This window comes from Streptomyces misionensis (assembly GCF_900104815.1).
Classification (GTDB): domain Bacteria; phylum Actinomycetota; class Actinomycetes; order Streptomycetales; family Streptomycetaceae; genus Streptomyces; species Streptomyces misionensis.
This window is the reverse complement of the sequence record NZ_FNTD01000004.1, coordinates 3,243,951-3,265,266: the sequence shown is the minus strand read 5'-3', so window position 1 is coordinate 3,265,266 and position 21,316 is coordinate 3,243,951. Positions and strand designations below refer to the sequence as shown.

General features: G+C 73.6%; 16 protein-coding genes. 3 read left to right on the top strand and 13 right to left on the bottom strand.

What is annotated here, in order from left to right; translation table 11 throughout:
* Positions 1-89: 89 nt before the first annotated feature.
* Positions 90-896 carry an ABC transporter ATP-binding protein gene (locus BLW85_RS16465; protein WP_177330015.1) on the bottom strand — a complete coding sequence of 269 codons (807 nt, stop codon included), beginning with the start codon at positions 894-896 and terminating at the stop codon, positions 90-92.
* An 85-nt stretch (positions 897-981) separates the two neighbouring features.
* Complete coding sequence (locus tag BLW85_RS16460; RefSeq protein ID WP_070022676.1) at positions 982-1,893, bottom strand: ABC transporter permease; 912 nt, start codon at positions 1,891-1,893, stop codon at positions 982-984.
* 207 nt (positions 1,894-2,100) lie between these two features.
* On the opposite strand from BLW85_RS16460, the gene BLW85_RS16455 reads away from it, so the two are divergent.
* A complete protein-coding gene (locus BLW85_RS16455) occupies positions 2,101-2,739 on the top strand; it encodes a TetR/AcrR family transcriptional regulator (protein ID WP_074992446.1) in 639 nt (212 codons plus the stop codon).
* Here the strand turns inward: BLW85_RS16455 and BLW85_RS16450 are convergent.
* The 4 genes from BLW85_RS16450 to BLW85_RS16435 all read right to left on the bottom strand — a co-directional run bounded on the left by BLW85_RS16450 (position 2,711) and on the right by BLW85_RS16435 (position 7,915).
* The gene (locus tag BLW85_RS16450) at positions 2,711-3,670 is read right to left on the bottom strand and encodes an ADP-ribosylglycohydrolase family protein (RefSeq protein WP_074992445.1); all 960 of its coding nucleotides are present in this window, start codon (positions 3,668-3,670) and stop codon (positions 2,711-2,713) included. The two genes, BLW85_RS16455 and BLW85_RS16450, sit on opposite strands and share 29 nt — an antisense overlap.
* A 200-nt stretch (positions 3,671-3,870) precedes the next feature.
* Entirely contained in the window at positions 3,871-4,866 is a 996-nt protein-coding gene (galE, locus tag BLW85_RS16445) for a UDP-glucose 4-epimerase GalE (RefSeq protein ID WP_070022679.1), read from the bottom strand.
* Positions 4,867-4,943: 77 nt separating this feature from the next.
* A complete protein-coding gene (locus tag BLW85_RS16440; RefSeq protein ID WP_079172348.1) occupies positions 4,944-6,599 on the bottom strand; it encodes a glycosyltransferase family 2 protein in 1,656 nt (551 codons plus the stop codon).
* Between the two features lie 44 nt (positions 6,600-6,643).
* Positions 6,644-7,915: a glycosyltransferase 87 family protein gene (locus BLW85_RS16435; protein WP_074992443.1), complete on the bottom strand. Its 1,272-nt coding sequence runs from the start codon at positions 7,913-7,915 to the stop codon at positions 6,644-6,646.
* Positions 7,916-8,096: 181 nt separating this feature from the next.
* On the opposite strand from BLW85_RS16435, the gene BLW85_RS16430 reads away from it, so the two are divergent.
* Positions 8,097-9,608: a glycosyltransferase family 39 protein gene (locus BLW85_RS16430; RefSeq protein WP_074996096.1), complete on the top strand. Its 1,512-nt coding sequence runs from the start codon at positions 8,097-8,099 to the stop codon at positions 9,606-9,608.
* Here the strand turns inward: BLW85_RS16430 and BLW85_RS16425 are convergent.
* Positions 9,556-10,038: a MarR family winged helix-turn-helix transcriptional regulator gene (locus BLW85_RS16425; RefSeq protein ID WP_070022682.1), complete on the bottom strand. Its 483-nt coding sequence runs from the start codon at positions 10,036-10,038 to the stop codon at positions 9,556-9,558. The genes BLW85_RS16430 and BLW85_RS16425 overlap by 53 nt on opposite strands.
* A 112-nt stretch (positions 10,039-10,150) precedes the next feature.
* On the opposite strand from BLW85_RS16425, the gene BLW85_RS16420 reads away from it, so the two are divergent.
* A complete protein-coding gene (locus tag BLW85_RS16420; protein ID WP_070022683.1) occupies positions 10,151-10,564 on the top strand; it encodes an organic hydroperoxide resistance protein in 414 nt (137 codons plus the stop codon).
* 22 nt (positions 10,565-10,586) lie between these two features.
* Here the strand turns inward: BLW85_RS16420 and BLW85_RS16415 are convergent, their stop codons facing one another.
* The 6 genes from BLW85_RS16415 to BLW85_RS16390 all read right to left on the bottom strand — a co-directional run bounded on the left by BLW85_RS16415 (position 10,587) and on the right by BLW85_RS16390 (position 21,152).
* Entirely contained in the window at positions 10,587-12,794 is a 2,208-nt protein-coding gene (locus BLW85_RS16415) for a bifunctional glycosyltransferase/CDP-glycerol:glycerophosphate glycerophosphotransferase (protein ID WP_074992442.1), read from the bottom strand.
* 2 nt (positions 12,795-12,796) lie between these two features.
* On the bottom strand, positions 12,797-14,998 hold the full coding sequence (locus BLW85_RS16410; protein WP_074992441.1) for a bifunctional glycosyltransferase/CDP-glycerol:glycerophosphate glycerophosphotransferase: 2,202 nt from the start codon (positions 14,996-14,998) through the stop codon (positions 12,797-12,799).
* Between the two features lie 115 nt (positions 14,999-15,113).
* On the bottom strand, positions 15,114-17,354 hold the full coding sequence (locus BLW85_RS16405) for a bifunctional glycosyltransferase/CDP-glycerol:glycerophosphate glycerophosphotransferase (protein ID WP_074992440.1): 2,241 nt from the start codon (positions 17,352-17,354) through the stop codon (positions 15,114-15,116).
* 156 nt (positions 17,355-17,510) lie between these two features.
* A complete protein-coding gene (locus tag BLW85_RS16400) occupies positions 17,511-18,413 on the bottom strand; it encodes a carbohydrate ABC transporter permease (protein ID WP_074992439.1) in 903 nt (300 codons plus the stop codon).
* Complete coding sequence (locus BLW85_RS16395; RefSeq protein WP_208624847.1) at positions 18,410-19,753, bottom strand: carbohydrate ABC transporter permease; 1,344 nt, start codon at positions 19,751-19,753, stop codon at positions 18,410-18,412. Before BLW85_RS16395 ends, BLW85_RS16400 begins: the two co-directional genes overlap by 4 nt.
* A gap of 7 nt (positions 19,754-19,760) precedes the next feature.
* Positions 19,761-21,152: an ABC transporter substrate-binding protein gene (locus tag BLW85_RS16390; protein ID WP_074992438.1), complete on the bottom strand. Its 1,392-nt coding sequence runs from the start codon at positions 21,150-21,152 to the stop codon at positions 19,761-19,763.
* Positions 21,153-21,316 lie beyond the last annotated feature (164 nt).

The following is a 21,316-nucleotide window of genomic DNA, read 5'->3' as shown; positions in this document are numbered from 1 at the left end:
AAGAGGAGGCCCCTGCTGGTGAGAGTGACATCCCGGTCTCCCGGTTTCACGTCGCGCCGTTTTCACGACGTGACATGTTCCATGGTGCGTTACGCGGCCTTCTTCTGTGCGGGCTTCTTCCCCGTCTTGTCCGACTTGTCACCGGTGAAGGCCTCGTACTCCTTCATGACCTCCTCGGTGGGGCCGTCCATCCGCAGCTCGCCGCGCTCCAGCCACAGCGTGCGCTCGCAGGTGTCGCGGATCGACTTGTTGTTGTGGCTGACCAGGAAGACGGTGCCCGCCTTCTCGCGCAGCTCGCGGATCCTGTCCTCCGAGCGCACCTGGAACCTGCGGTCGCCGGTGGCCAGGGCCTCGTCGATGAGCAGGACGTCGTGGTCCTTGGCGGCGGCGATGGAGAAGCGCAGCCGGGCGGCCATGCCGGAGGAGTAGGTGCGCATCGGCAGGGTGATGAAGTCGCCCTTCTCGTTGATCCCGGAGAAGTCGACGATGTCCTGGTAGCGCTCCTTGACCTGCTCGCGGGACATGCCCATGGCGAGGCCGCCGAGGTAGACGTTGCGCTCGCCGGTGAGGTCGTTCATCAGGGCCGCGTTGACGCCCAGCAGGGAGGGCTGGCCGTTGGTGTAGATGTGGCCGTTCTCCACCGGCAGCAGGCCGGCGACGGCCTTCAGCAGGGTGGACTTGCCGGAGCCGTTGGTGCCGATGAGGCCGATCGCCTCGCCCTTGTAGGCGATGAACGACACCTTCTTCACCGCGTGCACCCGGCGCACGCCGGCCGCCTTCTCGGCCTGCTCGCGGCGCAGGATGCGGTTGAGGGCGGCGGTGGCGGAGCCGCGGCCGGCGCCCGTGCCGTTGACCCGGTAGACGATGTCGACGCTGTCGGCGACGACGGTCGGGATCCGGTCGGCCGGTGCGGCGGGCGTGGTGTACGCGGTCCGCCCGTACCCCTCGGGGCCTTCGTTCAGCTGGGTGTACTCGTTGTGCTCAGCCACGGCCGTACGTCTCCTCAGCCTTCCAGAAGTAGATGAAGCCGCCGATGCCGGCGAGCAGGGCCCAGCCGGTCGCCGCCGCCCACACGTGCGGGGGCAGCTGCTTGGCGTGGAAGCTGTCGATCAGCGCGAACCGCATGAGGTCGATGTAGACCGCGGCCGGGTTGGTCTCCAGCGCGACGGTGACCAGGTGCGGCAGGTGGTCCTTCGCGGTGAGCTTGTCGATGCTCCACATGACGCCGGACACGTACATCCAGGTGCGCAGGATGAACGGCATCAGCTGGGCGATGTCCGGGGTCTTGGCACCCATCCGCGCCATGATCATCGCCATGCCGGCGTTGAAGGTGAACTGCAGGACGAGCGCGGGGATCACCAGCAGCCAGGAGGCGGAGACCGGTACGCCGAAGCAGAGCAGGATGACGACCAGCGCCGCCATCGAGAACAGCAGCTGCTGGAGCTGCTGGAGGCAGAAGGAGATCGGCAGGGCGGCGCGCGGGAAGTGCAGGGCGCGCACCAGGCCGAGGTTGCCGGAGATCGCCCGGGTGCCGACCTGGATCGAGCTCTGTGTGAACGTCCACACGAACACGCCGGTGACCAGGAACGGGATGTAGTCCGGCACGCCGCGCTTGGTGCCCAGCAGCACACCGAAGATGAAGTAGTAGACCGCCGCGTTCAGCAGCGGGGTCATGACCTGCCAGACCTGGCCGAGCTTCGCCTGGCTGTACTGCGCGGTGAGCTTGGCGGTGGCGAAGGCGGTGATGAAGTGGCGCCGGGCCCACAGCTGGCGGATGTACTCCGGCAGGGAGGGGCGGGCGCCGCTGACGGTCAGGCCGTGCCGGGCGGCGAGTGCCCTGAGGTCGTCGGCCGGGGCCTGGGTCGGGGGCGGTGTGTCGAGGACCTGGCTCACATCCGCTGCTTTCGCTCGGGGGGAGGGGGGTGCCACGTCTCCGACTGTGGCCGGATCGGTGGCGGGCCGGTCCCGTCGTCCGGCGTTTCCTTACGGTTCTCTTCACATTCTCTTACGTCGGGACGGGACCGTATCGTCGCAACGTGAGCGTAGAACCAAGTGACGTCGCAACGCAACCGTTTCGTCGTAACGCCCTATGCTGGAGCCATGACCACGAACGCAGCCGAGCCCGCCGACGAATCGCCGACGCGTGCGCGCCGCCGGGCCCCTGCCGGGGCCGCGGTGCTGCGTGAGGATGTGACCGAGGCCATCCGGGCGGCGGTCTTCGAGGAACTGGCCGCGGTCGGCTACGCCCGCATGAGCATCGAGGGGATCGCGCGGCGGGCCGGGGTCGGCAAGACGGCGGTGTACCGGCGCTGGCGCTCGAAGCTCCACCTGGTCCTCGACGTGGTCTCCGCGATGGCGGTGCTCGGCCTGCCGGCGCCGGACACCGGCTCCCTGGAGGGCGACCTGCGGCTGCTGTACGAGGTGACCTCCCGCGCCCTGCGCCATCCCGTCGTCTCGCAGGTCATCCCCGACCTCCAGGCCGAGGCGGCCCGCAACCCCGACATCGCCGAGGCCTTCCAGAAGGCGCTGCGCGACGGCCAGGAGAGCGTGGCCAGCAAGATCGTCGCCGCGGCGGCGGAACGCGGCGAGGTGAGCCCCGGGCTCGACCCCGACCTCGCCCTCGACCTCATCTCCGGGCCGCTGTACTGGCGCTCGGTGGTCATCCGCTCCCCGAAGCCGCTGAAGGGGTATCTGGAGCGGCTGGCGCGGGCTACCGCGGGGGCGCTGAAGGCGCTGTGAGCCGGCGGCCCAGGTCGGCGAGGTCCGGGGCGCGCAGCACCCGCCCGCCGGAGCCGGGCAGCGGGACGCGCAGGGCGGTGGACCACCGCTCGGGGACGGCGCCGATCCCGTACACGGCGCCCGCCAGCGCCCCGGTGACCGCGGCCACGGTGTCCGTGTCGCCGCCCAGGTCGACGGCCGCGCGGACCGCCGCCTCGTAGGACGCCGTCGTCCGCAGCGCCCAGACCGCCGAGCCGAGGCAGGGCCAGACCGCGCCGTTGAACTCGGTGGCGAGGTCCGGGTGCCAGTCGGGGGCGAGCACGACGGCGTACCGCGCGCGGTGCTCGGGACGCAGGGCCGCCAGTGCGCCGGGTACGGCGTCCAGCGGGTCCCCGCCCGCCAGCGCGACCCGGACCAGTTCGTGCAGCACGGCCGTGCCCTCGCCGGCGGCCGGGTCGCCGTGGGTGAGGGCGGACAGGCGGCGGGCGGCGTCCAGGGTGGCGGCGCGGCCGTGCCGGGCGAAGAACACGGCCGAGGGCGCGGCGCGCATCAGGGCGCCGTTTCCGGCGGCCCGCTGGTTCACCCGGAAGTGTTCGGCGGCGGCGGTGTCCCACGGCTCCCCGCCGGTCAGCACCGCCTCCGTCTGCAACCCGATGTCCTTCGGACCGGCCGCGGCCCAGCGCCGGAAACGGTCGAAGACGTCGGGGAGGTCCAGGCCGCCGTGCGCCAGCAGCGACTCGGCGACGAGCACGGCCATCTGCGTGTCGTCGGTGGCCTCGCCGGGGTCCCAGCCACCGCCGCCGCACATCTCGTCGGCGGCGCCGGGGACCGGGAAGCGGGCCGAGAAGGCGCCCTCGGGCCCGAACTCGAAGGGCGCGCCGAGGGCGTCGCCCACGGCGGAGCCGAGGACGGCACCCGCGGCTCGGTCGGCGGGGGCGGGGGACGGGGCCATGGGCGCAGGCTACCGGGACGGCATGGAAGCCGGTCCGGCCTTTCGGCGTCTCGTCGCCGGACGAGGGCGCTCGCTCGTGCCGGCGAGGTGTTCTCCCGGCACAGGGCGGGTGACCTGTGGCGGGAGCCGGCTCCCCGCGGCGGGCGTCCCCCGGGGCGGGGCGGCCCGTTCCGGCAGGCGGCCGCGGGGCGGTGGCCGGGTCAGTCCTTCAGCATCTCGTCGCGCACCGGGATCCAGTCCAGGGCCGAGCGGATGCCCTCCTCCAGCGACAGCTTCGGCGTCCAGCCGAGCAGTTTCGCCGCGCGGTCGCTCGTGGTGTAGCCGCCTGCGACGTCGCCCGGGCGGGGGTCGGTGTCGACGGTCCGCAGGGGCGTGCTGACGACGTTGTTGAACGCGGCGCACAGCTCGCGGACCGTGGTGCCGGACCCGGTGCCCAGGTTGATCGCGATCGACGGCGCCGACGCGGTGAGGACGGAGTCGAAGCGCTCGATCGCCGCGACGTGGGCCGCGGCGAGGTCCCAGACGTGCACGTAGTCCCGGATGCCCGTGCCGTCGCGCGTCGGGTAGTTCACGCCGGTGACCGGGAACGCCGTGCCCTCCTGGTGGGCCTCGATCAGCTTGCCCAGCGCGTGGCTGGGCCGCTTGAGCTGGAGACCGGTGCGCAGCAGGGGGTCGGAGCCGACCGGGTTGAAGTACCGCAGGGACAGCACCCGCAGCTGCCCGGCCGCGGCGATGTCGGCGAACATCCCCTCACAGACCGCCTTGGTCCGCGCGTAGGGGCTCTGCGGCGCCAGCGGCGACTCCTCGGTGACGGGGGAGCCGTCCTCGGCCCGGTAGATGGAGGCCGAGCTGCTGAAGATGAGCCGGTCGCAGCCGTTGCGGTGGAGGTGGCGGACGAAGGCCAGGCTCTTGGTGACGTTCGCCTCGTAGTAGCCGATCGGGTCCGCGACCGACTCCGGCACCACGATCAGCGCCGCGCAGTGCACCACGGCCGAGATGTCCGGGTGCTCCGCGAAGATCCGGTCCACCAGGGCGCCGTCCGCGATGTCGCCCTCGTAGAAGATCCGCCCGTCGGTGAACTCGGCGCGGCCGCGCACGAGGTTGTCGAGGATCACCGGGGTGATGCCCGCGTCCAGGCAGGCGGACGCCACGGTGCTTCCGATGTAACCGGCTCCACCGGCGATAAGGACAGACACGATGTTTCTCTTCCCGGCCTCGTTCCAGACCCAGTAGTTCCCGACGCTGTGTTCCCGATGCGGCAGCAGGGACCGTCTCAGTGAAGCAGGCGCCGCAGCCGGTTGCGCAGCACCTGGGTGACGCCCCTCGCGCCGGTCGCCACGCGCAGCGCCAGCGCGCCGGAGTGCGTCGCGTACGGCTGCACCAGCAGGACGCCGTACCGCACGCTCGGTACGGCGCGGCGGCGCAGCCGGCCGGCGCCCGCGCGGGCGTGCGCCGAGACCTCCCGCTCCGCGCCGTCCGCGAAGCGCACGGTCAGCCGCAGGTCCCAGGTGCCCGCGCCGAGCGCGCCCAGGTCGACGGGCAGTTCGGCCGACCAGAGGTCCGTGCCCGCGGGTTCGAGGGCGGCCGTCGCGTGCCCCCGGACCCGGTCGTCGTTCCGGGACGCCCAGAGCACGTCCACCTCCCGGGGGCCCGCCTCGGCGACCCTGCCGTACAGCTCGTGCAGCCGCAGCGTCAGGGGCGTGGCGCGCGCCTGGGGGCGCAGTTCCGCGTCCAGCGCGAGCGGCAGCGCCCGGGTGGGGCTGGTCAGGAAGGGGGTCAGGGCGAGCTGCGGAAGGTCCTCGGACCAGACCGGCACCCCGTCCGGGGTGCGGGCGTACGGCGGGAGCAGCCGGGCCGGGCGGGCGGCCAGGTCCCGTATCCGGGGCAGGTCGCGCGGCTCCGGGGACTCCAGGATCAGCCGGCCCAGCAGCCGGCCGGGCGCGGCCGGGTTCAGCTCCCAGTCGGCGGCGTCGTAGCGCGCGAGGTGTTCCCGGGTGTGCGTCCACCACGCGCGCCGGTACTGCGCGTCGCGCAACCCCAGTTCGCGTGCGTACATCCGCACCTCGTGCTCCAGGAACTTGGCCCGGGCCGCCCGCGCCAGCTCCTTCTGACCGGCGCCCAGCAGGATGTCGTACGCCAGCGTGCACGCCCGCGTGCGCGCCTTCCAGTTGTCGATGTGCTCCCGGTCGAGGGAGAGCGACAGCCGCTCGGCCGACCGGCGCACGTGCCACACGTACACCCGGTCCGGCACCAGCGCGATGCGCGGGGCGGCGGCCAGCACCCGCGCGGTGAAGACGAAGTCCTCGTAGAGGAAGCGGCCTTCGGGGAAGCGGATGTCGTGCTCGCGCAGGAAGTCGGTGCGGTACAGCTTGTTGACGCACAGCGTGTCGTGGACCAGTCGGGGGCGCTGTGCGGGGCGCGCGAGAACGGTGTGCGCCGTGTAGAGGTTCTCCTGCCAGGGCTGTTCGCGGCCCGAGGGCAGCTCCCGGCGCACACACAGCCCGCTCGCCACCTCGGCGTGCGCCCCCGTGGCCGCCGTCAGCAGCGCGTCCACCGCGCCCGGCGGCAGTACGTCGTCGCTGTCCAGGAACATCACGTACGGCGCCGTCACCGCGTCGATGCCGGTGTTGCGCGGGCTGCCGCAGCCACCGCTGTTGTCGTCCCGGCGGACCACCCGCAGCCGGGGCTCGTCGGCGGCCAGCCGGTCGAGCAGTTCGGCGCTGCCGTCCGTGGAGCAGTCGTCGACCGCGACCACCTCCGCGACGGCGGGGCCCTGCGCGAGCGCCGAACGCACCGCGTCGGCAACGTGCGCGCGGTCGTTGTAGCCGATCACGACGACACCGACCTGGGCCGGCCGGTGCGCCCCGGACTGCTCGGCGCGCTCTGGGGTCTGGGTGTTCTCTGGCGGGTCAGACGAGTCTGGAAGCATGGGGTCCACGGGCCGGGAGCGTAGAAATGTTCGGTAATACCCGGTTAAGAGAGGGTTAGTGCTCGCTCCGGAAGACGGTCGGAATCCGGGTGGGGTTCCTTCGTTTGCCCGCTCTTTGCCCCGGGCGGTCCACAGGAGCGCCACAGCCGCAGGAAAGACAGTAGCGCGGCGGCCGCCAGCATGCCGTTGCGCCCCAGCATCAGCAGGCATCCGGTCCAGGTGCCCGCGATCACCTCCCCGTAGCACAGCGGGTACACCACGGTACTCAACGCGGACGCCGCGAGGACCAGTACGGCCACCGGGCGCTGGCCGGTCTGCCGCGAGGTCAGGCAGACGGCGGCGAGCCCCAGCAGCCACACCATGTACTGGGGGCTGATGACCCTGCTGGTCACCGTGAACAGCAGCACCGCGCACAGCGCCGCGTCGTACGGGGTCGCCTCGTTCCAGTGCCGCGCCCGCAGCCGCCACAGCACCAGCAGCCCGAACGCGGCGGCCGTCAGCGCGAGGGAGCAGGCCGTGACGACGGACACGTACGGACCCACCAACTCGATGGCCCCGTACTGGTAATGGGGCCGGCCGGACCAGCCCGCGTGCCGGGCGAGGTTGAGCGCCGTGCCGCCGAGCGACTCGATCTGCACGCCGCGCCCGCCCTGTCCGGCCAGGAAGGACAGCGGATGCCGCAACGAGAGGGAGAGCAGCCCCAGTACGACCGTCCCGGCGCCCGCCGCCCACGCCCACGCCGTGCGCGTCGGCCCGCCCCGGGGAGTGCCGAGGAGCACCAGCGCGGGCCAGCCCTTCACCAGGGCGCCGAGCGCCCCGAGCGCACCGCTCGCGCGCGGGGAGCGCGCCAGCGTCAGCAGGGAGAGCACGGCGAGGGCGGTGACCTGTACGTCGTACCGGGCCAGCGGCAGATGCAGCAGCAGCGGCAGCCCGCCCGTCCACAGGGCCGCGCCGAGCAGGCTCCGGCCGTCCCGGCGGCCCGCCCGCACCAGCGCCCCCGCGATCAGCGCGTCCGCCGCCAGTGTCAGCGCCACGAACGCCTGGAAGTACGTCAACCCCGGTACCAGGCCCGGGAGCAGCAGCACCGCGCCCGCGCCCGGCGGGTACTGCCACAGCGTGTCGTGCTCGGGGAACGACCCCTGCGCGAGCACCCCGTACCAGTGGAAGTACAGCCGCCACACCTCCCGCGCCACCGAACCCCCGCTGAGCAGCGGAGAACCGTCGTGCGCGAGCAGCCACAGCATCAGGGCACGGGTGGCGAGCCAGGCGGTGGCGAGCGCGGGGACCGGACCGGGGGTGACACGGAGGCGGTTCATCGCGTTGGAGCCTAAGCCGGGTGGATGGCGTATCGGCGGCGATACACCGTAAACACCTCGGAAACGTTGTCCCAGCACAAAAGATCGGGCCGTGGTGAACGTCGGGCTCCCTGGGGAAGTTCGTGCGGCTCCGTCGCGGAGACCGCCTCGGGCGCCGGTGCGGTTCCGGCGCGGTGCCGTGGTGGGCGCGCCCGCGCTGGCGATGCTGGTGCTCGGGCTGTGGGGGGTGGACCGGGGCGGGATGTGGCGCGACGAGGCCGTCACCTTCCAGGTGGCACGCCGTACGGTGCCGCAGATCTGGCGGCTGCTGCACGGGGTCGACGCGGTGCACGGGCTCTACTACCTGCTGATGCACTGCGTGCTCGCCGTCCGCGCCGACGAGGTGGTGCTGCGGCTGCCGTCGGTGGCCGGTGCGGCGGTGACGGCGGGCCTGGTCGCGGAGGTGGGGGCGCGGCTCGCGCGGCCCCGGGTGGGGCTGTGGGCGGGGCTGCTCTACGCCGTGAACCCGATGGCCGGGCACTACGCGCAGGAGGGGCGGTCGTACGCGCTGGTGGCGGCCGGGGCGATGGCGGCGACGCTGCTCCTGCTGCGGGGGGTGGAGAAGGGGTCCTGGTGGGGGTACGGCCTCGTCCTCGGCGTCACCTGCTGGCTGCACGAGTTCGCGGTGCTGCTGGTGCTCGCCCACGGGGTGACGCTGGCGCTGGCCCGGGTGGGGGCCCGGGTGTGGCGGGGGTGGGGGTGCGCGGCGGTGGCGGCCGGGGCCGCTGTGGTGCCGATGGCGCTGGTGTCGCGGGCGCAGGCGGCGCAGGTGGCGTGGCTGCGCAGGCCGACGGCCGGGACGGCCGAGGGGCTGCTGCGGTCGTTCTTCGGGGTGTCGCCCGGGGTGTACTGGGTGTGCCTGGGGCTCGCGGCGGTGGGGGCGGCCGGGATGTCCGGGGGCCGGGGGAAGGTCACCCTCGCGGGCGTGGCGCTGCCGTTGACGGTGGTGGCCCCGGGCGTGCTGATGCTGGTGTCGCTGTCCTCGCCGCCGCTGTACGTCGACCGGTATGTGCTGTACGCGCTCGCGGGGGCGCCGCTGGCGGTCGCCGCCGGGGCGGAGCGGGTGGTGGCGTGGCCGGCCCGGACCGGCCGGCCGGGCGGTCGGTTCCGGCCGCGCCCGCCGTCCGTCCCCGTGACCCTGCTCGGTCTCCTCGCCGTCGCCCTCGTCCTGCTCCAGCAGCTCCCGGTGCTGCGGCAGGACCGGGACCCCGCGCGCCGACCCGACGACCTCGCGTCGGTCGCGCGGGCGGCCGCGCGCGGGGTGCGGGCCGGGGACGCGGTGCTGTACCTGCCGGGGTCCGCGCGGAACACGGCGCTGGCCTATCCCGGGGCGTTCAGCGGGACGCGGGACCTGGCGCTGGCCGAGCCCGGGGCCCGGTCGGGGACGCTGTACGGGGTGGAGGCCCCGGCCGGGGAGGTGCGGCGGCGGCTGGACGGGGTCGCGCGGGTGTGGGTGGTGGCCGACCGGGCCGTGCTGACCGGACGGTGGACGCCGCACAGCGCCGTCGTACGGACCGAACTGGCGGTGCTCCGGCAGGAGTTCAGAGTGGCCGGCGAGGCCGTGCGGGGCCGGGACGCGGTACGGCTCTACGTACGGCCCGTCAGCTACCGGGGTGGGCCTGTGCCGTCGCCGCCGCGTCCAGCGCGCTGGTGAGCCGGTCGAGGCGGGCGTGCAGATCGGCGATCTCCGCGACGTCGAACCCGGTCGAGCGCATGATGCGGCGCGGCACCTCCAGTGCCCGCTCGCGCAGCCGCGCGCCCTCCTCGGTGAGGTGCACCCGCACCGAGCGCTCGTCCTGCGCGCTGCGCTCGCGCCGTACGAGACCCGCCGCCTCCAGCCGCTTGACCAGCGGGGACAGCGTGCCGGAGTCGAGCCGCAGCTGTTCGCCGAGCTTCTTGACCGGCAGGTCGCCCTGCTCCCACAGCACCAGCATCACCAGGTACTGCGGATAGGTGAGGCCGAGGTCCTTGAGGACCACGCGGTAGACGCCGTTGAAGGCGCGGGAGGCGGCGTGCAGGGCGAAGCAGATCTGGCGGTCCAGGCGGAGCCAGTCCGCCTCGGTGCCGGCGGGGGAAGCGGTCATGGGACCAGGGTAGCCCGGCGCCCCGCGATTCGATTGTGCACAACTTAATTGTGTGATTCACTTGTGCTCGCAAGGCAACCCCCGCAGGACACATCGAGAGGGATGGTTCGTCATGGACGCGCTCTACACCGCCGTCGCCACCGCAACCCACGGCCGTGAGGGCCGTGCCGTCACCTCCGACGGAAAGGTCGACGTCAAGCTGGCCCCGCCGGTCGAGCTGGGCGGCAACGGCGAGGGCACCAACCCCGAGCAGCTCTTCGCCGCCGGGTACGCCGCCTGCTTCGGCGGCGCCCTCGGACTCGTCGGCCGCAAGGCCAAGGTGGACGTCTCGGACGCCGCCGTGACCGCCGAGGTCGGCATCGGCAAGCAGGGTGAGGGTTTCGGCCTGAAGGTCACCCTGCGCGTCGAGCTGCCCGACACCGTGGACCGCGAGACCGGCAGCCGGCTGGTCGAGGCCGCCCACCAGGTCTGCCCCTACTCCAACGCCACCCGCGGCAACATCGAGGTCGACCTCGTCGTCGAGTAGTCCGCGGCCCCTCCGGCCGCCCTCACGCCGACGTCAGCGCGTCCCGCCCGGCCGTCGGCTGACCCGGCAGCCGGATGGGACCGGTCGGCATCGGCTCGCCCAGCAGCAGCGTGCGCACGACCCGCTCGGCCGCCCGGCCGTCCTCGAACTCGCAGTAACGGGAGCGGAAGGCGGCCCGCAGCCGCGCCGACTCCTCGTCCCGCCAGCGGCCCGAGGCGAACAGTCGTGCCAACTCCCGGTAGGAGAAGGCGATATGGCCGGGCGGCTCGGCGGTGATGTCGGTGTAGGCGCCCCGGCTCGCCCGGAACGCGGGCCAGTCGTCGGCGAGCAGCGCGACCGGCCGGTCCAGGTTGGCGTAGTCGAACATGACGGACGAGTAGTCGGTGACCAGCGCGTCCGCCGCCAGCAGCACGTCCGACAGGTGCGGTTCGTCCGTCGCGTCGAGCACGACGCCGCGACGGGCCAGCTCGGTCAGTCCCATGCCCCGCGCGGGGCCGGCGGCCAGCGAGGGGTGCAGCCGCACCACCAGGGTGTGGCCCTCGCCGAGGTCGGCCGCGAACCGGGCCAGGTCGATCCGGTCCACGTGGCCGCCCCTGCGGTAGTCCCGGCGGGTCGGCGCGTACAGCACCACCGTGTGGTCGTCGGGGATGCCGTGCCGGTGCCGGAAGTCGCCGGGGCCGCCGTTGACCAGCACGTCGTTGCGCGGGCTGCCGGTACGGGCCGAGGCGAAGCGGCAGGGGTAGGCCCGCTCGTACACCAGCTCGGAGTGGCGGCTGGCGACCAGGCTGTGGTCCCAGCGGTCGGCGCGGCGCAGCAGCCGCGGCACGTCGACGCCGAGCCGGGCGCCCGGCTTGTCCAGCAGATCGGCGCCCAGGAACTTCAGCGGTGTGCCCTGGTGGGTGTGGATGTACACGCTGCCGGGCCGCTTGGCCGGGGCGGCCGGCCAGTCGGCGTCGCCGACGAGGAACGCGGCCCGCGCCATCACCTGCGCGCAGCGGCGGGTGCCCGCGAGCACGTGCTCCACGTCCGGCGGCAGCAGCGCGGCCGTCCCGGCGTCCCGCACCACCCACACCCCGCGCAGGTGCGGGGCGATCCGCCGGGCCGCGCGGTAGACGGCCGCCGGGTCGCCCAGCATGCCCCGGTGCGCGGACGCCGAGTACACCACCAGGTGGGGGTCGAGGGAGCGGCGGGCGTGCGGGGCGGCCCAGCCGGTGCGGGCGCGGCCGGCCGCCGCCTGCCGCGCCGACTCCGTCAGCCGGGCCGCCGCGCGGCCGGCCCGCGTCGCCTGCCGCCGCAGCCGGTAGCCGGTCCAGGTGCCCTCCAGCACGGCGACCTCACCGTCCACCCGCGCGCCCGGCGGCTTCAGCCGGCGGAACAGCTCGGCCGTGCGCCGGAAGAACTCGGCCCGGTCGGCGGGCGGCAGCCGGTCCGGTTTGGCCAGGATGTCCAGGCAGTGCTCGCCCATCTTCCGGTGCAGGTACGGCCGCCAGTGCGCGAGCCGGGGCCGCGCGTCCAGGAACGCGAAGACCCGCTCGTACTGCTCGTGGACGTCGAAGTGCCTGCGGCTGGTGGTGGACAGGATGCTGCCCTGCCTGCGCTGCCGGTAGTGCACGCAGATCCGGTCCAGCGCGGCGATCCGCCGGGCGCTGAGCAGCACCGGGAACGTCCAGGGGGTGTCCTCGTAGTAGCCCGGCGGGAACGCGAAGCCCTCCGCCTTGACGAACTCCCGGCGGTAGACCTTGTTCCACACCACCATCAGCAGGTCCAGGACGCGCGGGTACCCGTCCGCCGTGAAGGTGTCCGGGCCTGCCTCGGCGAGCACCCCGGCCAGCGCGTTGCGCCGGGTGCCGCCCCACCAGTAGGTGCGCGCGTAGTCGTACACGAGCACGTCCGGGTCGCCGGTCTCCGCCAGCCGGTCGGCGACGGCCCGCAGCGCGCCCGGGGTGAGCGTGTCGTCGCCGTCCAGGAAGAGCAGGTAGTCGCCGGTGGCGTGCTCCAGAGCGGCGTTGCGGGCGCGGCCGAGCCCCACGTTCTCCGGCAGGTGCAGCGCCTTCACGCGCGGGTCGCGGGCGGCGTACTCGTCCAGGATCGCGCCGCAGTCGTCCGGTGAGCGGTCGTCCACGGCGATCACCTCGACGTCCCGGTACGACTGCGCGAGCACCGAGTCCAGGCACTCGGGCAGGTACGCCCGCACCCGGTGGCAGGGCACGATCACGCTGAAGCGGGGCACGGTCAGCTCCTCACGAGGGTCGCGGCGGCCGGGGCGGGGACGCGCTCGGCGAGCGGGAGCACCGGCGCGATCGCCTCCGGCGGCTCGCCGAGCAGCACCCGCCGTACGACGCGTTCGGCGGCCCGGCCGTCGTCGAACTGGCAGAAGCGGGCGCGGAACGCGGCCCGCAGCGCAGCCGACCCGGCGCCCGCGTACGAGCCGTCGCGGAAGACGGCGGCCAGTTCCCCGGGGGTGCGGGCGACCGGCCCGGGCGGCTCGGCCGGCAGGTCGAAGTAGACGCCGCGGGTGTGCCGGTAGACGTCCCAGTCGTCGGCGTAGACGACGATCGGCCGGTCCAGGTTGGCGTAGTCGAACATGATGGACGAGTAGTCGGTGACCAGCGCGTCCGCGGCCAGGCACACGTCCTCGGCGCAGCGGTGCGCGGTGACGTCGATGATCCGGTCCGAGTGCCGGGCGCCGCCCCGGTCGTAGAAGTAGTGGGCGCGCAGCAGGACCACGACGTCCTCGCCGGCCGCCCGGCAGAACGCCTCCAGGTCCAGGCCCGGTTCGAAGCCGGTGTGGTGGTCGCGGTGGGTGGGCGCGTAGAGCACGGCGAGCCGGCCCTCGGGGACGCCCAGCTCCCGCCTGACCCGGGCCACGTCGTCGGCGGTCGCGGTGTAGTAGACGTCGTTGCGCGGATAGCCGTACTCCAGCGCCTCCCAGGAGCCGGGGAAGGCGCGCTCCCACATCCGGGTGGAGTGGCGGTTGGCGGACAGGTTGAAGTCCCAGCGGTCGACCCGGCCGAGCAGCCGGGTGAAGCTGCCGGACCGCGCGGCCACCACGGGGTACGTCGACTGGTCCACGCCCATCGTCTTCAGCGGGGTGCCGTGCTGGGTCTGCAGGTGCACGCTGCCGGGCCGCTTGACCACGCCCTCGGCGAAGTTGGCGTTGTTGATCAGGTAGGTGGCGCGGGCCAGCAGCTCCCAGGAGCGGTGCGAGCCGAGCACCGCGTACTCCACGTCCCGCGGCAGGGTGTGTTCCCGGCCGGCCTCCACCAGGAACACCGACCGGATGTGCGGGGCGAGTTCGCGGGCCTTGGCGTGGATCGCGGCCGGGTTGCAGGCGTAGCCGCGGCCCCAGTAGGCGCAGTACACGGCCAGGTTCGGATCGAGGGGGCGGCGCAGGGCGGCGTGGTAGCGCAGCCGGGTGCGCACCGCGTGCGGGCGGGGCAGGGCCCCGGCGGCCCTGCCCATCAGCCGGTTGGCCTCGCGCAGCGCGCGGAACGCGTCGTAGGCGCCCACCGCCAGCAGCCGGTGCTGCACCCCCAGGCTGCCGCGCGGCAGCCGGTGGCCGGCCGGCCGGAAGCGCCGGTAGAGGCGGCCCGCGCGGCGGAAGAACGCCCGGTGCCCCGAGGACAGCCGCTCCGGCCGGGACGCCGTCTTCAGCACCACCGCGAACAGCTGGTCGAAGAGGGGCCCGGTGCGCTCGGCGGGCAGGGCGCACCCGGCCGCCCGCTCCAGCACCAGCTCCACCTGGTCCAGCAGGGCGAGCTGCCCCGGCCCGGGCTGGTTCAGCCGGCTGCCCTGGCGGCGCAGCCGGTGCCGTACCACCACCCGGCGCAGCACCGCGATCCGCTCGGCGGCGAGCGAGGTCAGCCCGCCCCAGCCGACGTCGGTGAAGTGGCCGTCCGGGAAGGCCAGCCAGTGCTCGGCGAGGAAGGCGCGCCGGTACACCGCGCTCCAGGCGGGCAGCCGGACGCCGGTCAGGTGCGGCAGCTCGGCGGGGGCGAAGGCGCCGTCGGGGGCCCGGGCGAGCAGCGGCGCCACCGGATTGGCCGGCTCGCCCTCCCACCAGGGGGCGCGTTCGTGCTCCGCGTACAGCACGTCCACTCCGGCGGTCCCGGCCAGCCGGGCGTCCAGGGCGGCGAGCGCGCCCGGCAGCAGCAGGTCGTCGCCGTCCAGGAAGAGCAGGTAGGTGCCGCTCGCCGCCCGCATCCCGGCGTTGCGCGCCCCGCCGAGACCGGCCGTCGGCGGCGAGTGGACCGGGGTCACCCGGGGGTCCCGCGCGGCGTATCCGGCGGCCACCTCGGCGGCCGGGGCGTCGGGCCCGTCGCAGACCGGGATCAGCTCCAGGTCGCCGAAGGACTGGCCGAGGACCGAGTCCAGGGCCTGGGACAGCCGGCCGGCGACCCCGTGGGAGGGGACGATGACGCTGAAGCGGGGCATGCTGCTCTTTCTGTCGTTTTGCGGACGCGGCCGGGCCGTCCCGCCGGACGCCAGGTGGACGGCCGGCTCGGGGCGGGCCGCGTCGAGCCGCGGGGCATGGGAACTCCCGGTGGGATCAACGGTGTTCGGCGGCCTCGGTGACGGGGCGCGGGCCCCCCGGGCGCGGCACGGTGGCCGGCGCGGACCGGGTCGCGGCCGCGGCGGCGGACGGCACCGGCCGCCGCTCGGCGGGCGGCACCACCGGCGCCGGGTCGGTCCGCCCCAGCACCACGTGCCGTACCACCCGCTCGGCGGCGCGCCCGTCGTCCCACGGGCAGAACCGCTCCCGGAACGCGGCCCGCAGCGTCGCGGCCCGCGCGCCGTTCCAGTCGCCGCCGGTGAAGACGTCGGCCAGCCCCTCCTCGTCCCACCCCGTCTCGCCCGGCGGCACGGCCCGCAGGTCGACGTAGGCGCCGTGCACGGTCTCGTACGCCGCCCGGTCCCCGGTGTGCAGCACGATCGGCCGGTCCAGGGCCGCGTACTCGAAGAGGAGCGGCGCGTGGTCGGTGAGCAGCGCGTCCGAGGCGAGGCACAGCTCCTGGACGCAGGGGTGCGCGCGGACGTCGACGACCCGGGGACCCTCGACGGGCGCGTCCCCGGGCACGCGGGCCAGCAGCACGAAGCGCGGGCCCAGCCGGTGCGCGAGCAGCGCCAGGTCCAGCGGGGGGTGCTGGGTGCGGCGGTGCTCGCGGCGGGCGGGCGCGTAGAGGATGGCGACGGCGCCCGAGGGGATGCCCAGCCGGGCGCGCAGCCGGGCCACGTCCTCCCGGGTGGCGCGCTGGAAGACGTCGGTGCGCGGGCTGCCGTACTCCAGGGCGGTGTAGCGGCCCGGGTAGACGCGCTCCCAGGTCAGGGTGGAGTGCCGGTTGCCGGAGATCACGTGGTCCCACTGGTCGACGTCCCGCAGCAGCGCCGCGAAGTCCGTGCCGCGGGCCGCCGCCGGGCGTTCCTGGAGGTCCAGGCCGGTGTGCGCGAGCGGGGTGCCCTCCAGGGTGCGGACGAGGACCTGCCCCGGCCGTTTGCGCAGCCCGCGGGTGAGGTGGTCGTCGCCGACCAGGTAGCCGGCGCGGGCCAGCGCCGTCCAGTGGGCGGCCGTGCCGGGGGCGATGCGGCGCGCGCCGGGCGGCAGCGGGCCCCGGTAGGAGGGGTCGGCGAGCCAGGCGGTGCGGACGTGCGGGGCGTACCGCCCGAAGGCCTCCTCCAGCGCGGCCGGGTCGCCGCCGTACCCGCCGCCCGCGGCGAACACCGCCCGGTCGGGGCGCAGCGGCAGGCGCCGCTGGATCCGGTAGTGCAGCGCGAGCGCGCCGCGGCGCACGGCGCGCGCCAGGCCGGTCAGGGTGCGCTGTGCGCGCCGGCGGGCGGCCGCGGCCAGCAGCAGCGCCCGGAAGGCGCGGTGCAGCCCGAACCGGATCAGGACGTGCCGTCGCCGCAGCCGGGTTCCCGGCACCCGGTAGCGGCGGTGGTGGGCGCGGGCCCGGTGCAGGAACTCCCGGTGGCTGCCGCGCGGCAGCCGGTCCCGCCGGGTGAACACCACCCCGTAGTGGTCGATCATCCGGCGGAACAACTCCGGCTTCCAGTGGGCCAGTTCGGGGTGGTCGGCGACATAGGCGAAGACCCGCTCGTACTGGTCGAACAGATCGAAGTGCCCCCGGCTGGTGGTGGACAGGATGTTGCCCCGGCGGCGCTGCCGGTAGTGCACGCACACCCGGTCCAGGGTCGCGATCGACCCGGCCGTCATCAGCACCGGGAAGGTCCAGGGGGTGTCCTCGTAGTAGCCCGGCGGGAACGCGAAGCCCCGCTCGGTCACGAACTCCCGCCGGTACGCCTTGTTCCAGGCCACCATCAGCACCCGGAGCAGCCCCGGCCGGTCGGTCAGCGGGAAGGGCGCCGGGCCCCGCTCGGCCAGCTCGGCCCGGAGATGGTTGCGCACCCGCCGGCCGTCCCAGTACGTGCGCTCGTAGTCGTACACCAGCACGTCCGGGTCGCCGGTCGCCCCGATCCGGTCGGCGATGGCCCGCAGCGCGCCCGGGGTGAGGGTGTCGTCGCCGTCCAGGAAGACGAGGTAGTCGCCGCTCGCCTCGGCCATGCCCGCGTTGCGGGCCCGCCCGAGCCCCCGGTTCTCGGCCAGGTGCACCGGCTTCACCCGGCGGTCGCGGGCCGCGTACTCGTCGATGATCGCCCCGCACGCGTCCGGCGAACGGTCGTCCACGGCGATCAGTTCGAGATCCGTGTACGACTGGGAGAGCACCGAGTCCAGGCACGCGGAGAGATACGCCTGGACCTGGTACGCGGGGACGATGACACTGAACCTGGGCACGGGACATCCATGGGTGTGCGGCGCGGGGCGTTGTGCCCGGCAACGGCCGATGGAGTGAATTGGTTACGTCCCGTACGGCATTCGGGGGACACCGGGCGAACGGCGGGGGGCGGGCCCTTCCCGGACCCGCCCCCCTCAACACGCTGCGGTCGACGCCTACTTGACCGCGCCCGCCATCACGCCGGAGACGAACTGCCGCTGGAACGCGAAGAACACGGCCAGCGGGATCACCATGGAGATGAACGCGCCGGGCGCCAGCACGTCGATGTTGTTGCCGAACTGGCGTACCTGCGTCTGCAGGGCGACCGTGATCGGCTGGGTGCCGGACTTGGTGAACACCAGGGCCACCAGCATGTCGTTCCACACCCACAGGAACTGGAAGATGCCGAGGCTGGCGATGGCCGGCCCGCCGAGCGGCATCACCACCCGGGCGAACAGCCGCAGTTCACCGGCGCCGTCGAGGCGGGCCGCCTCCAGCAGTTCGCGCGGGATCTCCGCGAAGAAGTTCCGCAGCAGGAACACCGCGAACGGCAGACCGAAGCCGGTGTGGAACAGGACCACCCCGAGGATCGACCCGAACAGGCCGATCTTGCCGAACAGTTCGGCGATCGGGATGAGGGCCACCTGCACCGGCACCACCAGCAGGCTCACCACGCCGAGGAACCACCAGTCCCGGCCCGGGAACTCCAGCCACGCGAACGCGTATCCGGCGAGCGAGCCGATGATCACGACCAGCACCGTGGCCGGGACCGTGATCAGCACCGTGTTCAGCAGGGAGTGGGTGATGTCGCCGTTCTCCAGCAGCTTGCGGTAGCTGTCGAAGGTCAGCTGGGAGGGCTTGGTGAACACCGTCCACCAGCCGCTCGCGCTCATGTCGTCGGGCGAGCGCAGCGAGGAGATCAGCAGCCCGATGGTCGGCACCAGCCAGAACAGGCCGACGAGGACGAGGAAGACGCGGACGACCCCGCCGCCCAGCCGCTCCGTGATCCTCGCGCCGAGCGAGGGCCGGGCCCGGACGGCGGGCGCCTGTGCGCGCACCTCGGTGGCGGTCGCCGTCATCGCCGTACCTCCCGCCGCAGCCGTCGGACGTTGAACAGCATCACCGGGATCACCAGCAGCAGCAGGAACACCGCGATCGCGCTCGCGACGCCCGGCTGGCCCTCCGCGAAGCCCCTGCGGTACAGCTCCAGGGCGAGCACGTTGGCGTCGTCCTGGGAGGAGCCGGGGGCGATGATGTAGACGAGGTCGAACACCTTCAGCACATTGATCATCAGGGTGACGGTGACGACCGCGAGGACCGGCGCCAGCAGCGGCACGGTGACCCGGCGGAACACCTGCCACTCGTTGGCGCCGTCCACCCGCGCGGCCTCCAGCAACTCCCGTGGCACGCCCGCGAGTCCGGCCGCGATCAGCACCATCGCGAAACCCGCCCACATCCAGACGTACGAACCGATGATCGCCGGGGTGACCAGCGCGGGACCCAGCCACTGCACCCCGTTGTACGGCTCCCGGAAGTTGGCGGCCGGCAGCCGCAGCCGGGCCCCGTCCGCCGCCGCGGGCAGCGTGAAGGTGCCGTCGTCGGCCGCCTTCGCCGAGGCCACCACCTTGCCGTCCTTCACCGCCTCGATCCGCATCCCCGGGTAGCCCACCTCGCTCGGGTCGGGCGCGCCGAGCCGGCCGACGCCCTTGCCGCGGGTGAAGTCCTGCCAGGTGGTGCCGGTCACCTTGCCCGGCTCGGCCTTCGCGGCCGCCGCCCGCTTCGCGCCGCCCGGCATCTTATCGGGGGCGACGCCGACGAGCGGCAGGGCGACCGGCTGCCCGGCGTGCACCACGGCCCTGGTGACGAAGCCGCCGTCCTGGGCCACCAGCGGTGACCGGCGCCCCGGGTGCGCCATGGGGAAGGCCGAGGACTGGGCGAAGCTGTCGTGCACCGACACCCACACCGCGTTGGCGACGCCCTTGCCGGGGTCCTGGTCGTACACCAGCCGGAAGATGATCCCGGCCGCGAGCATCGAGATCGCCATCGGCATGAAGACGACCAGCTTGAACGCCGTTCCCCAGCGCACCCGTTCGGTCAGCACCGCGAAGATCAGCCCGAGCGCGGTGGACACGGTGGGCGCGAACACCACCCAGATGACGTTGTTCTTCAGCGCCGTGAGGATGCCGTCGTCGGTGAAGACCGTCCGGTAGTTGTCGAGACCGGCGAAGCCGTGCCCCGAATTCGTACCGAAACTGCGGACGACCGAGTACCCGATCGGGTAGACCACGAGCGCGCCCAGCAGCACCAGCGCGGGCAGCAGGAACAGCACTGCCACGGTCTTGCGGGTGCCGGTCACGCTCTTGCGGGGGCGGGACGCGGCGGGACCCGGTGGGGCCCCGGCCGCCGCTGCCGACGCCATCGCCGGATCAGCTCCCGCTTCCGTACGCGGCCGCCGCGTCCTTCTCCAGCGCGGCCTGGGCACCCGCCACGTCGCCGGGGTTCCTCAGGAAGTCCTGGAGGTCCTTCCACTCGCCCTTGCCCGGGGTGCCGCCGAACGCCTGCGGCGCCTGGTCGGACATGTCGAAGCGGAAGTCGTCGCCGGACGCGATCAGCGCCTTGGCGATCTTCTGCTGGACGCTGTTCGGGTACGCCGAGATCGGGACGTTCTTGTTCGGCGAGAGGTAGCCGCCCAGCTTCGCCTGGATCGTCGCCGCCTGCGGGGAGGCGAGGAAGGTCATCAGGGCCTGCGCCGCCTTGGAGTCCTTCAGCACCACCGCCGCGTCACCGCCGGAGACCACGGGCGCGGCCGAGCCGACGGCCGGGAACGGGAACACCTTGGCGTCGGTGCCCACCTTCGCCTTGGTCTCACCGATGTTGACCTGCGCGAAGTCGCCCTCGTAGACCATCGCCGCCTTCGGCTGGTCGCCGCCGGTGAAGGTCTGGGTGACCGAGGCCGGGAACTCCGTCTGGAGCGCGCCCTTCTGGCCGCCCGCCAGGTAGTCCTTCTTCCCCCAGACCTGCGCGAGCGTCTGCAGCGCCTGCTTCACCGAGGGGTCGGTCCACTTGATCTTGTGCTGGGCGAGCTGGTCGTACTTCTCGGGCCCCGCCTGCGACAGATAGACGTTCTCGAACCAGTCCGTCAGCGGCCAGCCGTCCGCGCCCGGCACCGAGAAGGGCGTGACCCCGGAGTCGTACACCGCCTGCGCCGTGGTCAGCAGGTCCTTCCAGGTGGCGGGCTCCTTGGCGCCCGCGTTCTCGAAGACCTTGGCGTTGTACCAGACCAGCGACTTGTTGGCGGCCTTGTAGTAGATCCCGTACTGCTTGCCGCCGACCTTGCCGATGTCCTGCCAGCCCTGCGAGTAGTTCTTCGCCAGCTCCTTCTGCGCCTTTGGCCCGACCGGCTTGGCCCACCCCTTGTCCACGGCCTGCTTGATCGCACCGGGCTGCGGCAGCATCGCCACGTCCGGCGGCTGGCCGCCCGCGATCTTCGAACCGAGGAAGTTGATGATCGGGTCCTGGGCGGGCACGAAGGTGACCTTGGCGCCGGTGCGCCGCTCGAACTCGGCGAGCACCTTCTTGAAGTTCGCCTGCTCCTGCCCGGTCCACACGGCGGCGATCTCCAACTGCGCGCCGTCCAGTCTGGGCAGGGAGACCGCGTCCCCGGCGGGCGCCGAACTCCCGCCGCCCTTGCCGCCCTTGGCGCCGCCGTCGTCCTTCTCCCCACTGGAGCAGGCGCTGAGCGCCAGGCCCCCCGCGAGCAGGGCGGCGAGCACGGTGGTGGCCCGGCCGGCCCGGATGGTGCTGCTCTTGCTGCGCATCACTTCCCCGTTCGTCGTTCTCCGTTGAACATCGTTGAACGTCAGAACACTGTCCGTGCGCTCCGGTGTACGCCGGGCCGCTCGGGCTGGGCAAGAGCGCCTACGGCACTGCGCGGGTGATCGTGACCGGCTCGTGACCGTGGCTGTATGCGCCTTCCGGACGC

Excerpts from the sequence above, each read along its gene's own strand:
- BLW85_RS16455 (WP_074992446.1), top strand. The coding sequence starts at position 2,101 with ATGACCACGAACGCAGCCGAGCCCGCCGACGAATCGCCGACGCGTGCG.
- BLW85_RS16450 (WP_074992445.1), bottom strand. The coding sequence starts at position 3,670 with ATGGCCCCGTCCCCCGCCCCCGCCGACCGAGCCGCGGGTGCCGTCCTC.
- BLW85_RS16440 (WP_079172348.1), bottom strand. The coding sequence starts at position 6,599 with ATGCTTCCAGACTCGTCTGACCCGCCAGAGAACACCCAGACCCCAGAG.
- BLW85_RS16435 (WP_074992443.1), bottom strand. The coding sequence starts at position 7,915 with ATGAACCGCCTCCGTGTCACCCCCGGTCCGGTCCCCGCGCTCGCCACC.
- BLW85_RS16425 (WP_070022682.1), bottom strand. The coding sequence starts at position 10,038 with ATGACCGCTTCCCCCGCCGGCACCGAGGCGGACTGGCTCCGCCTGGAC.
- BLW85_RS16420 (WP_070022683.1), top strand. The coding sequence starts at position 10,151 with ATGGACGCGCTCTACACCGCCGTCGCCACCGCAACCCACGGCCGTGAG.
- BLW85_RS16410 (WP_074992441.1), bottom strand. The coding sequence starts at position 14,998 with ATGCCCCGCTTCAGCGTCATCGTCCCCTCCCACGGGGTCGCCGGCCGG.
- BLW85_RS16400 (WP_074992439.1), bottom strand. The coding sequence starts at position 18,413 with ATGACGGCGACCGCCACCGAGGTGCGCGCACAGGCGCCCGCCGTCCGG.
- BLW85_RS16395 (WP_208624847.1), bottom strand. The coding sequence starts at position 19,753 with ATGGCGTCGGCAGCGGCGGCCGGGGCCCCACCGGGTCCCGCCGCGTCC.
- BLW85_RS16390 (WP_074992438.1), bottom strand. The coding sequence starts at position 21,152 with ATGCGCAGCAAGAGCAGCACCATCCGGGCCGGCCGGGCCACCACCGTG.